The sequence below is a fragment of the Paenilisteria riparia FSL S10-1204 genome, assembly GCF_000525995.1.
Taxonomy (GTDB): Bacteria; Bacillota; Bacilli; order Lactobacillales; family Listeriaceae; genus Listeria_A; species Listeria_A riparia.
On record NZ_AODL01000007.1, the window covers coordinates 123,696 to 136,860 of the forward strand.

At 40.5% G+C, this 13,165-nt stretch carries 13 protein-coding genes and 6 tRNA genes; 13 read left to right on the forward strand and 6 right to left on the reverse strand.

What is annotated here, in order from left to right; genetic code table 11:
- Nucleotides 1-237: 237 nt before the first annotated feature.
- The gene (locus tag PRIP_RS05360) at nucleotides 238-2,061 is read right to left on the reverse strand and encodes an APC family permease (protein ID WP_036099977.1); all 1,824 of its coding nucleotides are present in this window, start codon (nucleotides 2,059-2,061) and stop codon (nucleotides 238-240) included.
- 334 nt (nucleotides 2,062-2,395) lie between these two features.
- Here PRIP_RS05360 and PRIP_RS05365 point away from each other — a divergent pair.
- The 7 genes from PRIP_RS05365 (at nucleotide 2,396) to PRIP_RS05400 (ending at nucleotide 4,672) form a co-directional block, all read left to right on the forward strand.
- Nucleotides 2,396-2,467, forward strand: a tRNA-Glu gene (locus PRIP_RS05365).
- 211 nt (nucleotides 2,468-2,678) lie between these two features.
- Nucleotides 2,679-2,752 (forward strand) — tRNA-Thr (locus tag PRIP_RS05375).
- Between the two features lie 18 nt (nucleotides 2,753-2,770).
- Nucleotides 2,771-2,854: transfer RNA gene (locus tag PRIP_RS05380), tRNA-Tyr, on the forward strand.
- Between the two features lie 5 nt (nucleotides 2,855-2,859).
- Nucleotides 2,860-2,934, forward strand: a tRNA-Gln gene (locus tag PRIP_RS05385).
- A gap of 8 nt (nucleotides 2,935-2,942) precedes the next feature.
- Nucleotides 2,943-3,015: transfer RNA gene (locus PRIP_RS05390), tRNA-Lys, on the forward strand.
- A gap of 212 nt (nucleotides 3,016-3,227) precedes the next feature.
- A complete protein-coding gene (locus PRIP_RS05395) occupies nucleotides 3,228-3,986 on the forward strand; it encodes an alpha/beta hydrolase (protein ID WP_036099979.1) in 759 nt (252 codons plus the stop codon).
- Complete coding sequence (locus PRIP_RS05400) at nucleotides 3,983-4,672, forward strand: phosphatase PAP2 family protein (RefSeq protein WP_036099981.1); 690 nt, start codon at nucleotides 3,983-3,985, stop codon at nucleotides 4,670-4,672. The genes PRIP_RS05395 and PRIP_RS05400 overlap by 4 nt, the downstream gene beginning before the upstream one ends.
- 48 nt (nucleotides 4,673-4,720) lie before the next feature.
- On the opposite strand, the gene PRIP_RS16945 is transcribed toward PRIP_RS05400, so the two are convergent.
- The 3 genes from PRIP_RS16945 to PRIP_RS05410 all read right to left on the reverse strand — a co-directional run bounded on the left by PRIP_RS16945 (nucleotide 4,721) and on the right by PRIP_RS05410 (nucleotide 6,331).
- On the reverse strand, nucleotides 4,721-4,882 hold the full coding sequence (locus tag PRIP_RS16945) for a lmo0937 family membrane protein (protein ID WP_149023764.1): 162 nt from the start codon (nucleotides 4,880-4,882) through the stop codon (nucleotides 4,721-4,723).
- 65 nt (nucleotides 4,883-4,947) lie between these two features.
- Nucleotides 4,948-5,886, reverse strand: coding sequence for an NADP-dependent oxidoreductase (locus PRIP_RS05405; protein WP_036099983.1), 939 nt, complete (start codon nucleotides 5,884-5,886; stop codon nucleotides 4,948-4,950).
- A gap of 22 nt (nucleotides 5,887-5,908) precedes the next feature.
- The gene (locus PRIP_RS05410) at nucleotides 5,909-6,331 is read right to left on the reverse strand and encodes a MarR family winged helix-turn-helix transcriptional regulator (RefSeq protein WP_052008734.1); all 423 of its coding nucleotides are present in this window, start codon (nucleotides 6,329-6,331) and stop codon (nucleotides 5,909-5,911) included.
- 142 nt (nucleotides 6,332-6,473) lie between these two features.
- On the opposite strand from PRIP_RS05410, the gene PRIP_RS05415 reads away from it, so the two are divergent.
- Nucleotides 6,474-6,546: transfer RNA gene (locus tag PRIP_RS05415), tRNA-Ala, on the forward strand.
- Nucleotides 6,547-6,598: 52 nt separating this feature from the next.
- Here the strand turns inward: PRIP_RS05415 and PRIP_RS05420 are convergent.
- Entirely contained in the window at nucleotides 6,599-6,823 is a 225-nt protein-coding gene (locus PRIP_RS05420) for a helix-turn-helix domain-containing protein (RefSeq protein WP_036099984.1), read from the reverse strand.
- A gap of 140 nt (nucleotides 6,824-6,963) precedes the next feature.
- On the opposite strand from PRIP_RS05420, the gene PRIP_RS05425 reads away from it, so the two are divergent.
- From PRIP_RS05425 to PRIP_RS05445, 5 genes are all read left to right on the forward strand, one after another.
- On the forward strand, nucleotides 6,964-7,701 hold the full coding sequence (locus PRIP_RS05425; protein WP_036099986.1) for an NADPH-dependent oxidoreductase: 738 nt from the start codon (nucleotides 6,964-6,966) through the stop codon (nucleotides 7,699-7,701).
- Nucleotides 7,702-7,713: 12 nt separating this feature from the next.
- Nucleotides 7,714-8,667: a mannose-6-phosphate isomerase, class I gene (gene manA, locus PRIP_RS05430; RefSeq protein WP_036099988.1), complete on the forward strand. Its 954-nt coding sequence runs from the start codon at nucleotides 7,714-7,716 to the stop codon at nucleotides 8,665-8,667.
- A 115-nt stretch (nucleotides 8,668-8,782) separates the two neighbouring features.
- A complete protein-coding gene (hemQ, locus tag PRIP_RS05435) occupies nucleotides 8,783-9,538 on the forward strand; it encodes a hydrogen peroxide-dependent heme synthase (RefSeq protein ID WP_036099990.1) in 756 nt (251 codons plus the stop codon).
- Between the two features lie 161 nt (nucleotides 9,539-9,699).
- Entirely contained in the window at nucleotides 9,700-10,467 is a 768-nt protein-coding gene (locus PRIP_RS05440; RefSeq protein WP_036099992.1) for an ABC transporter ATP-binding protein, read from the forward strand.
- Nucleotides 10,454-12,388 (forward strand): FtsX-like permease family protein, encoded by a 1,935-nt coding sequence (locus PRIP_RS05445; RefSeq protein ID WP_036099994.1) that lies wholly within the window; start codon nucleotides 10,454-10,456, stop codon nucleotides 12,386-12,388. The genes PRIP_RS05440 and PRIP_RS05445 overlap by 14 nt, the downstream gene beginning before the upstream one ends.
- A 132-nt stretch (nucleotides 12,389-12,520) precedes the next feature.
- Here PRIP_RS05445 and PRIP_RS05450 read toward each other — a convergent pair whose 3' ends face one another.
- Nucleotides 12,521-13,141 carry a hypothetical protein gene (locus PRIP_RS05450; RefSeq protein WP_036099996.1) on the reverse strand — a complete coding sequence of 207 codons (621 nt, stop codon included), beginning with the start codon at nucleotides 13,139-13,141 and terminating at the stop codon, nucleotides 12,521-12,523.
- Nucleotides 13,142-13,165: the final 24 nt, after the last annotated feature.

The window sequence follows — 13,165 nt, forward strand, 5'->3', positions numbered from 1 at the left end:
TTTTCACCTAGAATAAAACGCTAATTTCAGTTCTCTTAATCCAACCTAAATGATATTCTGTCCGTTTTACGCTTGCTTTATTTTTTGGTAGGATGAGCTTAGTCCTCCTGTACAACCATTTTGTATAGTTGTGAATTGCTGAGAATATGCAAAGAGATGTCACAGTCATCCCTTTTTTTTCCTGAGAATCTATCCCCCAGATTTTTTGGCTCCTATTGTGACATCTCCGCGCTATTCTTATTCTTTTAAGTGATATGGATAGGTTGACACGACTACATCTTTTTTAAATAACAATTTGGTTCTAATTAATAAACTTGTTTGGTTATGCAATACATTTTGCCATCCTTTTTTCGGTATAAACTGTGGTATTAGAACGGTTAATGAGTATTTATCTTGATTAGCTTTTTGCTGTGCTGTGTCTATAAATTTCATTAAAGGCTCAGTAATCGAACGGTATGTGGAGTATAAGTCAACGATTCGGACTTCTGGATGTATCCGATTCCAGCGCTCTACGAATTCTTTCCCTTCTTGACGATCTAATGAAACGTGAACAGCGATAACGGTATCACCGATTGACTTAGCATAACGTAAAGCACCTTCTACCACTTTTGTTGTATCAGATACACAGATAACGACAGCATTCCCTTCGAATGCAGGTAAATCCATCTGTTCATCAATACGAAGCTGCGGTGCTAATTTGGCATAATGCGTTCTTGTTCTGTGGAACACATAAAGCATCGTTGGCATCAAGATGAACACTGGCCATACTTCGCTCATTCTCGTTATAAAGAGTACAATCAGAACTGTAAAAGATATAAAAGCACCTAATAGGTTAGCAGATAGCTTACTCTTGTAACCTTTTGGTTTTTCTTTTAGCCACTTAATGATCATACCTGTTTGCGATAGCGTAAATGGAATAAATACACCTACAGAATAGAGTGGAATTAATGATTCTGTTTTACCTTGGAATAAGATAATTAGTAATATTGATCCTAATGCTAGCGTGATAATCCCATTGGAGTAACCAAGTCTATCTCCTCTATCTAAGTACATTCGTGGCATGAATTTATCTTTGGATAAGTTGAAAGCAAGAAGTGGGAACGCAGAAAATCCTGTATTCGCAGCTAAAACTAAAATAAGTGCCGTTGTTGCTTGAATAAAGTAATAGAAGAAGTTTCGTCCGAATATATTTTCAGCAATCTGTGAAAGTACCGTTGATTTAAGTTCTGGTACAACCCCATAGAAGTAAGCAAGTAAGGTAATTCCCACAAAGAAAAATCCCAGAATGGATGCCATGAGAATCAGCGTTCTGGAAGCATTTTTTGCTTTTGGGTCTTTAAATAGAGGAACTGCATTAGATATCGCTTCAATTCCTGTTAATGATGCAGAACCAGAGGCAAATGCCCGAAGTAAAAGGATTAATGTCACACCAGATACATGGGTTCCAACAGAAGCGGTCTCATGTGTGACATCTTGACCTAAAGCAAGTTTGATTAAGCCTGTGATAATCATAACTATCATAGAAAATACGAATAGATAAACTGGAATCGCTAGTATCGTTGCAGATTCCGTCACACCACGAAGGTTGATAACAGTCACAACGATAACTAGTATGATAGCTAACGGTACTGTGAATTGATATAACGATGGTATTGCAGCAACAATTGCGTCAGTCCCAGATGACACACTTACTGCTACAGTTAACATATAATCAACTAATAAAGATCCCCCTGCCAATAATCCAGCATTCTTACCTATATTCTCTCTGGAGACAACATAAGCACCACCACCATGTGGATATGCATAAATAATCTGGCGGTAAGACAAGCTGAGTGCAAATAATAGTACTAATACGCATATAGCAATCGGCAAGGAGTACCACATTGCTGCTGCTCCAACCGTGATTAGTACTAGCAAGATTTGCTCAGTACCATAGGCAACAGAGGACAGTGCGTCTGATGATAGTACTGCCAAAGCCTTTAATTTCCCTAGTTTTTGCTCCCCAGCCTCTGATGATTTAAGTGGCCTACCGATTAAAATTCTTTTCAATGGAGATGGCATTTTTGTTCCCTACCTTTTTCACTAATTTTTATGTGCTTATCTGTTATAAAAATAGCATACGTCACATTATAACACAGCATTTTGAAAATGGGATAGCCCTTTTCAGCAGAATGAAAATATAGTGTAAATTGGGTTGCATCATCTCATTTTTTTGTATAAATATTTATTTTTCTATAATTATTATAAAGTAATATAATCTTCTATTTCCTTGTTACTCTAAGCTTTAAACCTATTTTTAATTTATCTGAATAAAAAGAATTTAATTTAAGTATTTACAAACCACCCATTCTCTTTATATAATAGTTTTCGGCTGGTAAATTTGCTAGCCAAACATGGCCCGTTGGTCAAGCGGTTAAGACACCGCCCTTTCACGGCGGTAACACGGGTTCGAATCCCGTACGGGTCATTTTTTTAAAATTTTCGCATCAAAGTACTAGTCAAAATTCAAATTTTGTTATATTATAAGATAGTATCTTTTATGGGGCTTAGCTCAGCTGGGAGAGCATCTGCCTTACAAGCAGAGGGTCAGCGGTTCGATCCCGTTAGCCCCCACCATTCATCTGTAATTGTTAATTAGGAACAGTTCTCTTGGGCGGTTAAACAGTATTTGCTGTTTTGCCAACTTAGCTCAATCTGGTAGAGCAACTGAATCGTAATCAGTAGGTTGCGGGTTCAATTCCTGCAGTTGGCATTGGAACGATTTTAATATGGAGGGGTAGCGAAGTGGCTAAACGCGGCGGACTGTAAATCCGCTCCTTCGGGTTCGGCAGTTCGAATCTGCCCCCCTCCACCATTTATTGGGCTATCGCCAAGCGGTAAGGCAACGGATTTTGATTCCGTCATGCGTTGGTTCGAATCCAGCTAGCCCAGCCATTATTTTAGAGCCGTTAGCTCAGTTGGTAGAGCATCTGACTTTTAATCAGAGGGTCGATGGTTCGAGCCCATCACGGCTCATTAGAAAAGCAATTGATAATTATCAATTGCTTTTTTTGTTGCTTCTTAGCATGTATCTGTATGCACTTAATAGTATACCTTACAAAGAAGAGAAGCTAGCCAAACTAAGGCTTGCATTGAATCGATAAAAAACTCACTTTGTTTTTATTCCTGGTTGCTGGCTTACTTATGCTATAATAAACGTAAATCTGCTTTACGAGGAGGAAATTTTTATGACAACTTTTTCATCTCATTTTTTCTCGACATCGCTTGAATTGCGTACTTCTTTGCAGGTGTTTATTCCTGATCAAATTGATGAGAGTAAACCTATGCGATTATTGTATTTACTGCATGGGCTTTCTGATGATGATACTGCTTGGCTTACAAATACGTCGCTTGTTCGTTATGCGGAGAATCGGAATATTGCTATTGTAATGCCGCAAGTTCATCGTAGCTTCTATACAGATATGCAAATTGGTAATCGCTATTGGACATTTTTGTCGAAAGAATTACCTGCCTTAGTTCATCGTTGGTTCCGCTTGCCTGCTGAACCTGAGAACACCTATGTTGCAGGACTTTCTATGGGCGGATTTGGTGCGTTAAAATGGGGCCTAAACTATCCTGAGAAATTTGCTGGAATGGCTTCGCTGTCTGGGGCACTCGATTTGGTTGCGCTTCGCCATCAGAGACCAGAAATGGAAGTGGAGATGGTTCCTACTTTTGGGAACATTGAGGATATGGAAGGTTCGTTGAATGATTTGGTCGCTTTGTTACCTAAGGTGGCAAACCAAGACCGGAAACCGCGAGTGCTGCAACTTTGTGGGACGGAAGATTTTTTGTATGCGAATAATCTTGGTTTTAAAGCGGCAATTGAGAAAATGGATTTTGCCTACATATATCGGGAAATTCCTGGGGAGCATAATTGGAAATACTGGGATTGTGAAATTCAGACTGTGCTTGATTGGATTGATAAAAAAGGAGATTTTGCATGAGTCATACTAGAAAAAATGCCACGGTTTTATTTACTTTAAGTGCTGTGACGGCGATTGGATTTCTTGTTTTTCTGATTGGTGTTGCAACGAATGCCCGTTTTATTAAGCAGTTTGATACGTATTGGATTGATATTGTTCGTGTGAATATTTCTACGAAGAAGACGGATGTCATTGCTTTTATTACGAATTTTGGTGGTGTTGGAGCTATTGTTATGATGACAATCGTGCTACTACTGATTTTTATTTTCTTGAAGCGTTATACGATTGCGATTTGGTTTGGTGGAACAGTTTTGATTGGTGGCGCACTTTTGCCATGGATTATTAAGCAACTTATTGCTCGGCCGCGCCCTAATGATATGCTTATTTCGCAAGGTGGTTATAGTTTCCCGAGTGGGCATGCGACGGGGTCAACGGCATTTTACGGGATGATTGCGGCGCTACTTATTATTGCCCTTTCCGAAATATGGCAGCGGATTGCGATTGGAATCGTCGCATTTTTAATTATTTTGACGATTATGTATACGCGGGTATATCTTGGTGTGCATTATCCGTCGGACGTTACGGCTGGGCTGTTGCTTGGTAGTACAGCAGTATTTGCTGGGAGCGCGTTGTTTCTACTTTACAGCCAATCTTGCCATCGCTATTTGCTTTCGCGGAATTGGAAAGATGTGTATTTGAAAAATTAGGATGAAAAAAAGGCTATTCTGTCAGCAATTGACAAAACAGCCTTTTTGTTATTTCCGCTTATTTCGAGCGCTTTGTATCAAGTTCCAAATAATTAAAATCAGAACGACAATTAATAAAAGATTGATTAACGCTCCGCCAATATGGAAAATTAGCCCTATAAGCCATACCGCGAACAGGATCACGATGATTCCCCAAATAATTCCTAGCATGTGTAACCCTCCTCGAATTATGCCATTAGTGTCTTTACCACAATTAAAACAACTTCAAACATTTTTTACTCAAATCGAACAACAATTTTTCCTTTTGCATGGTGCGTTTCGCTTAATGCATGTGCGTCATAAACTCCTTTTACAGAGAACAGGAATGTCTCGCCAACGATAGCTTTTACTTTTCCTGATGCCATTAGGTCTGCTATTTTTTGTAGTTGTTCTCCGTTTGGTTGTAGCCAGATGCTTTTTGCTAGGATGTTTTTGGCTTTGGCTAGGTCTTTATCTGGTTCTGATACGATTGAGATTAGGCGTCCCGTGCCCTCTTTTAGCACTCGGAAGCTGTCTTTTTGGATGTCGCCACCCATTGTATCAAAAACGAGGTCTATGTCTGTTAGAACATCTGCAAAATTGGTTGTCCGGTAGTCGATTACTTCATCAGCGCCTAGTTCTTTTAGGAACGCAGTGTTTTTCTCACTTGCTGTTGTCACGACATAGGCGCCAGCGTTTTTTGCCAGTTGAATCGCCAATGTGCCGACACCTCCAGCTCCTGCGTGAATAAGGACCTTTTCGCCTGCTTGCAAGTTACCGTGATCGAAAAGTGCTTGCCATGCTGTCAGGCCTGCTAACGGGATGGATGCGGCTTCTTCAAATGATACGTTGTCAGGAATTTTAGCTAGCAATGGTGCGTCGACCACTGTATATTCTGCGTATGTTCCAAAACGTGTCGTCTCTGGTCTTGCGAATACTTTGTCACCAACTTGCCAATCGGTTACGTCTGCGCCAACTTCAGAAATAATACCAGCCGCGTCCCAGCCAAGGATAATCGGAAATGGCCAGTCCATCATTTGTTTCAAGTAGCCTTCGCGTAATTTCCAGTCGATAGGGTTAATGGATGTAGCTTTTAGCTGAACCACGACTTGTCCTGCGCCCGCTTTCGGATCTGCAACAACTGCGTCTTTTAGCTCTTCTTTGCCACCATAATTTTCAATAATAACTGCTTTCATTTTAAAATTCCTCCTCTATCTCTCATTTCATATTGTGCGACATTCGTTCTAGCAAAGTCGTAAACGCCGCTAGTTCTTGTTTGGAAAAACCGCTTAATAACCGTTTTTGAAAAGCTTTTTTCTGTTCGGTTAGAAAGGTTAGCTGATTTGTACCTTGTTCTGTAAGGCGAATAAAAGTGGCTCGCCGGTCTGGTGCTTTTTTCTGGCGGGTGATGAAGCCGTCTTCTTCTAGTTTTCGCAAATGCCTTGTGATTGCTGCGGCATCAAGGCCGAGTGAATGTTGAAGTGCTTGCTGATTCTGCTCGTTTGCGCAAGAAATCTGATGGAGTAGCTCGACTTTTGTTGCGCTCATTTGTAATGTTGCTTCGAAATTTTGATTCATGTTTTTGCATAGGTCGTGCATTTGTGCGAGTAGTTCCGCGCGCTTGGAGCAGTCATCGGACATTAGTTTTCCCCGCCTTTCTTATTAATTGATACGTCAATCATTTTACGCGTTTGAGATTTGGTTGCAAGTTATTTGCTTGTGGTCGGAGAAAATAGGTTTGACAGTCTCAAATCCCTTGTGCTACAATAATTCTATCAAATTCGGGGTGTTAGCTCAGCTGGGAGAGCGCTACGCTGGCAGTGTAGAGGTCAGGGGTTCGATCCCCCTACGCTCCATTCGAACAAAAAAAAAGGAAACTGGACGGCAACACATCCAATTTCCTTTTTTTTATGTATATGGGCGGTATTTTCTGCGCAATTCGCTTTGTTCTCGTTTTCTTCGTTCCACGTCGTCTTTAAAGAATAAGCTGATTTTGCCTTTTTCAATGCGGTCTAGTTTGCCTCGTTTGACTAAAGAGGATAGTGCTTGTTTGGAGATGCCTAAGAAGACTGCGGTTTCTTCAGTGGTTAGGAAGTATTTTTCTAGGAGTCCGAGAGCTTTCTTTTTTTCCACGAGTGGGTCACCTTCTTTCTATTTTCTTATTTTACTGGATTCGGGGACTTCTTTTCAAGTGCTGGCCTTAAAAAGCTTTATTCTCATTCGAAAAAAGGCTATACTTAGTTTGTTACGATTATTGAAATGGGGGTTTTCCTTTGAATTCGATTATTGATCATTTGAGGAGTCATCGGTCGTTTCGGAAGTTTCAGACGGACCGAACGATTCCAAAAGAGCAGTTAGACGCGATTATTCGAGCAACGCAAAGTGCACCTTCTTGGATTAATGGGCAGCAATATTCGATTATTGCAGTGCAGAGTCCGGAACGGAAGCAGAAAATGGCGGAGTTATGCGGAAATCAGCCGTACATAGCGGAGAGTTCGGTTTTTCTTGTGTTTGTTGCCGATTTTTATCGGACGTATTTGGCAAGTGAAACGCATGGTGGATCCTTAGCAGCAGTGGAAAATGTGGACGCTTTACTTGTTGGTGCAACTGATGTTGGCCTGGCTTGTGAAAATACGATTATTGCTGCGGAATCTTTTGATTTAGGTGTTGTTTGCATCGGTGGGATTCGACGCAATATGGCAGATGTGATTGATTTCTTGCAGTTGCCGAAATATGTTTTTCCGGTGGTTGGGCTTTGTATTGGTTATCCGGATGTGGAAATGCCGATTAAGCCGCGTTTTCCGAAAGAAGCGGTTTATTTTGAGGAGACGTATCAGACGGATGTGACGGATGCTATGACCGCGTATGATGAAACGATTATTCCTTTTTCAACGCGTGAAGGTGGTATTTCTTGGACGAAGCGGGTGTCTGCTTTTTATGACAAAGACTACTATCCTTCGATTGCGGAGACGTTGAAACAGCAAGGTTTTTTGATGAAAGATAAAAATTAGGAGGCTACTATAATGACAAAAGCTTTATTTTTAGATTCTGTTTTTCAAGATCGAATTTGGGGAGGTACGAAACTGCGCGATTTCTTTGGCTACACGATTCCATCGGAGACGACTGGCGAATACTGGGCGATTTCGGCGCATCCGCACGGTCCTTCTACGGTAAAAAATGACGCGTATAAAGGCAAAACCTTGATTGAGCTTTGGGAGCAAGAGCCCGCATTGTTCGGCCATCCGAAAGAAGCTGTTTTTCCGTTGCTTACGAAAATTTTGGATGCGAATACGGATTTATCGGTGCAAGTTCACCCGGATGATGCGTATGCGAAAGAGCATGAGAATGGCGAGCTTGGTAAGACGGAATGTTGGTATATTATTGACTGTGAGCCTGGTGCTGAGCTTGTTTACGGGCATAATGCGACGTCGAAAGAGCAGTTGATTGAATGGACGCGTGACGGTAAATGGAATGAGTTGCTTCGTAAAGTGGCGATTAAACCGGGCGACTTTTTCTATGTGCCAAGTGGAACGATTCATGCGCTATGTACTGGGACGCTAGTTTTAGAGACGCAGCAAAGTTCGGACACGACGTATCGTGTGTATGATTATGATCGTGTGGATGACCACGGCAACAAGCGTGAACTGCATTTAGGTAAAGCAATTGACGTGACGACAGTTCCGCATCATGACGCTATTTTAGATATTAAAACGGAAACGACTGGTGCGCTTACGAAGACAACGTTTGTAGATAGTGACTTTTTCGCAGTATACAAATGGGACATCGACGGCAAAGCGGACTTCACAGCTACAGCGCCGTACACGTTGGTAAGTGTTCTAGCTGGCGAAGCGGTGTTAACCATTGACGGGGATACAACGCCAATCAAAAAAGCGGATCACTTCCTACTTCCAAACACCTGCAAAAACTGGACAATCGACGGTAAAGTAAGTTGCATCGTGTCTACGCCTGCTAAATAATTTGGAACAGAAGCCTTCACATTATTGTGGAGGTTTTTTTCACAAACAGGTGCTGAGACATCGGGCTTCGTGGTATGTTACAATTTAGGTATTACATAGAGAGGAAGTGCTTTATATGAACGAAGCAGTTAAAACGTTGGATGGTTGGTTCTCGCTGCATGATTTCAGATCGATTGACTGGCCTGCTTTTCGCGAGGTATCCCCTGCTGATCGCGATTCTATGCTCAATGAATTACAAAATTTCTTAGGAGACATGGACATAACGAAAAAAATGGGCGAAGGGGAACACACGGTTTACTCGATTTTAGGTCAAAAAGCAGACTTGCTTTTCTTCACATTGAGACCGACTTTGGAAGGCTTGAATGAAGTTGAAAACCAACTGAACAAAATGCGTATCGCGGACTATTTACTCCCTGCTTATTCGTACGTTTCTGTGGTGGAGCTTAGCAATTACTTAGCGAATCACATGGCAAAAGGAGAAGATCCACTCCAAAATAAACATGTTCGTGAACGTCTGTATCCTGAATTGCCGCCTCGCAAACACATTTGTTTCTATCCAATGACGAAAAAACGAAATGGTGTGGATAATTGGTACATGTTGCCGATGGAAGAGCGCCAAGTGATGATTCGTGATCACGGTGCGATTGGTCGGACGTATGCTGGTAAGATTAAGCAAATCATCGGTGGGTCTATTGGTTTAGATGATTTCGAGTGGGGCGTTACGCTATTTGCGGATGATGCACTTGATTTCAAACGAATTGTAACAGAAATGCGTTTTGATGAATCTAGCGCGAGGTTTGCTGAATTTGGCTCATTTTTAGTGGGAAATTATATTGCTTCAGATGAGCTAAGTCTTTTTTTTAGAATCTAAATGGGAAAGAGGAATCCAAATATGGACTCCTCTTTTTGTATGCTTATCTTTCATGACAAAATTGTAAGTAATACGCCCTATAATGTCATATTAGCGAATGGAACGCCCACCAGATTACCTGTAGACTACTAGTATAAGTTAATTTTTTAGGAGGAGTTTACATGGAAATCGTTCTACATGCAAAAAATGTTCGTAAAGTCTATGGCATTAAAGGTAATGTATATACAGCTTTAGATAATATAAGTTTAGAAATCGTAAAAGGAGACTTTGTTGGGATTATGGGGCCAAGCGGTGCCGGGAAATCAACCTTGCTAAATGTCTTCTCAACTATCGACAAACCAACATCTGGTGAAATCAAAATTTCTGGTCAAGAAATAGAAACAATGAACGAACAGCAAATGTCGGCTTTCAGGCGCGACCAACTAGGTTTTATTTTCCAAGATTACAACTTGCTAGATACATTAAGTGTGCGAGAAAATATCATTTTACCACTTGCACTTGCCAAACAGCCTATCAAAGAAATGGAAGCACGCCTTGAAAAAATCGCCGATACATTTGGAATTCGCGATATTCTTGACAAATATCCAAACGAGATTTCCGGCGGGCAAAAACAAAGAACAGCTGCCAGTCGCGCCATTATTGCTAATCCAAGTCTGATTTTCGCAGATGAACCGACTGGTGCGCTAGATTCCAAATCGGCAACGGATTTATTGGAGAGTTTAAAAGACTTGAATGAGCGCGAGCATTCGACAATCATGATGGTAACGCATGATGCTTTCGCTGCTAGTTTTTGCAAACGAATTTTATTTATTAAAGATGGTGCTATTTATACAGAAATTTATCGCGGTACGAAAACGCGTAAAGAGTTCTTCCAAAAAATTCTTGATGTGTTGGCGAAATTAGGAGGGGACATGAATGACGCTATTTGATTTAGCAAAAAAGAACATCAAACATAACTTTATTCACTACTTTCTTTACTTCGCATCGATGATTTTCTCGATTATGATTTATTATACGTTCGTGTCACTGGCGAAAGACCCCGCAGTTATTGCCCGAATAGACAAGAGTGCCAAGCTTTCAGTAGCCTTCGATGCCTCGTCAATCGTACTTATTATTTTCGTGGCTATCTTCATTTTATATTCGAACCATTTCTTCACACGAAAACGTAAAAAAGAAATTGGCCTGTACTCCCTGCTTGGTCTTCGCAAAAAAGAAATCGGCCGCATGCTCTTTTATGAAAATTTCCTAATGGGGCTTGGAGCCTTGGTTGTTGGAATTGCTTTAGGAACCTTGATGTCTAAACTATTCGTAACTATTTTGCTCCGTATAATGAATATTGGCGGTATTAGTAACTTCGTCTTCTCAATCGATGCTGTGATTAATACAGTCGTTATTTTCCTAATCATTACGCTCGTGACATCATTCACTGGTTACCGCATTATTTATCGTACAACACTCTTAGACCTATTCCACTCCGAAAGTAGCCGCGAAAAAACACCAAAAAGCAATATCTTCTTGGCACTATTATCTGTTGCTTTAATCGCACTCGGTTATGTTATCGCGCTGCAACCACTGGAGTCGAAATTCTCCATTTGGGTGAAACTTGGATTCGGACCAGGTGCACTTATTATTTTAATCTCTGTCATCTTAGGAACCGCACTATTATTAAGTAACTTCTTGCCGTTCCTATTAGGTCAAATTCGCAAAAACAAACGAATTTTCTATAACGGAACGAATATTATTAGTAACTCTCAGCTCTCGTTCCGCATCGCATCAAACGCTAGAACACTCGCTGTCATCGCCATTTTGAGTGCAACAACACTTACAGCAATCGGCGCTATTGGTAGTCTTTATTATAGTGCAAACAAAGACGCAGACACGAGTTACCCAGCAACTTTTGAATATCATGTTGTAGATAAAAAAAGTAACGAAGAAGCTTTGCAATTAGTTAAAAACAACAAGAAAACACCATTTATCAGCAACCAAGAAACCGTTGTGAATTACGTCAAAGCAACAAGTGATCGTGAAATGCCTATCGAATATGAGCCAGAAGAAGGCTTTGCTATTCTTAGCCAATCGCAGTACAATAAGCTTCTCAAACAAGAGGATAGCAACGTGAAAAAAGCCAACTTGAAAGACCATGAAGCTATTCTCATCGCGCCATCCATCGCTTACACCCCAGATAATGAGAAAGCACTAAAAAACCAGCAGTTCACATTAGAAAACAGTACGAAACAGCAAGTGACACTGACTGATGCTAGGCAAGAATCACCATTCAGTACGATTTTTGGCATACTCATTGTTTCTGATGATGTCGCTGCAACAATAAACAATGTAAAATCCACAACTGTTCAAACGATTATGACTGAATCACCAAAAGATGGCGCAGCACTAGGTGATCAAATGAAAAAAGTACTTCCAGAATCCGCCATGTTCACAAGCTTCCCGAACGGATATGAAGAGATTATGAGCATAAGTGGTGTACTTTTATTCATCGGCATGTTCATTGGACTTGTATTCCTTGCAGCAACGGGTAGTATCATTTACTTCAAGCAGCTAACTGAAGCATATAACGATGTTCCAACATACGATATTTTGAAGAAAATCGGTTTAGACCGCAAGCAAATTCGCAAAACTATCGCTAAACAAATTCTCGTCGTTTTCCTTGTTCCACTGATTTTAGGAATTGCGCATAGCTCGGTAGCATTGATTGCCCTATCGAATATGTTGCAGATGGATTTGACCTTACCAGTTATTATGACGACTGGAATTTACACATTGATGTTCATTGTGTATTACTTCTTGACAGTAAATACGTATACGAATATTGTGATGGGAAAGAAAAGATAACGTATAACTCGAAAGCAAAATGCACTAAAAAATGACGTATGGAGAATCTGAATTTAGATTCTCCATACGTCATTTTTATTCTAAGAATTTTCTCTTATTCTCATAACCGAAGCATATTGTCATGCTTACAAATTAGTTTGCAACAATTACTTGAACTAGGCTTCTAAGATTTAGAGAATCGCTTAACACTAGTTTATGTCCAGCGATAAACGTTTGTCCTGCTGGTAGTGTATAGCTGTAGTTACCTAGGCTATCAACTTTTACATCATTACCAGTTGCAAGAACTTTTTTGCTTGTAACGTCGTTAATATTGATATAGTGTCCTGGAATTCCTTTACCTGTAATAGTTGTGCGGCCATTTTTAACTGTATCTACAGACAATGATCCAGCGAAAGAATATACAACGTCTTTTAGATTAAAAGAATCACTTACAGAATATGTGTGCCCAAGTTGTACAGCATAGCCTGCTGGTAATTGAAGACTGAAATGACCTGATGCATCAATTTTCAAGTCATCACCAGTTGCGAAAACTTTTTTACTTGTGAGGTCATTAATATTAATGTAGTGTCCTGGTGTTCCTGTTCCTGAAATAACCGTGTCGCCAATTGCAACTTTGTTAACTGACAAGTTTACGTACGCTGGTTGTACACTTGCAGATGCAATAGCTGGAGCTACAGCTGAAACGGAAGCTCCTAAAGTCGCTGCAGCAACGAATGCAATCCCTGCTTTTTTCAATAAATTCTGTTTTTTCATGTTTATTCCTCCATGTCAACTTTT

Bases quoted from the DNA above. Each gene is read 5' to 3' on its own strand.
- PRIP_RS05360 (WP_036099977.1), bottom strand. From the start codon at position 2,061: ATGCCATCTCCATTGAAAAGAATTTTAATCGGTAGGCCACTTAAATCA.
- PRIP_RS05395 (WP_036099979.1), top strand. From the start codon at position 3,228: ATGACAACTTTTTCATCTCATTTTTTCTCGACATCGCTTGAATTGCGT.
- PRIP_RS05400 (WP_036099981.1), top strand. From the start codon at position 3,983: ATGAGTCATACTAGAAAAAATGCCACGGTTTTATTTACTTTAAGTGCT.
- PRIP_RS16945 (WP_149023764.1), bottom strand. From the start codon at position 4,882: ATGCTAGGAATTATTTGGGGAATCATCGTGATCCTGTTCGCGGTATGG.
- PRIP_RS05405 (WP_036099983.1), bottom strand. From the start codon at position 5,886: ATGAAAGCAGTTATTATTGAAAATTATGGTGGCAAAGAAGAGCTAAAA.
- PRIP_RS05410 (WP_052008734.1), bottom strand. From the start codon at position 6,331: ATGTCCGATGACTGCTCCAAGCGCGCGGAACTACTCGCACAAATGCAC.
- manA (WP_036099988.1), top strand. From the start codon at position 7,714: ATGACAAAAGCTTTATTTTTAGATTCTGTTTTTCAAGATCGAATTTGG.
- hemQ (WP_036099990.1), top strand. From the start codon at position 8,783: ATGAACGAAGCAGTTAAAACGTTGGATGGTTGGTTCTCGCTGCATGAT.
- PRIP_RS05440 (WP_036099992.1), top strand. From the start codon at position 9,700: ATGGAAATCGTTCTACATGCAAAAAATGTTCGTAAAGTCTATGGCATT.
- PRIP_RS05445 (WP_036099994.1), top strand. From the start codon at position 10,454: ATGACGCTATTTGATTTAGCAAAAAAGAACATCAAACATAACTTTATT.
- PRIP_RS05450 (WP_036099996.1), bottom strand. From the start codon at position 13,141: ATGAAAAAACAGAATTTATTGAAAAAAGCAGGGATTGCATTCGTTGCT.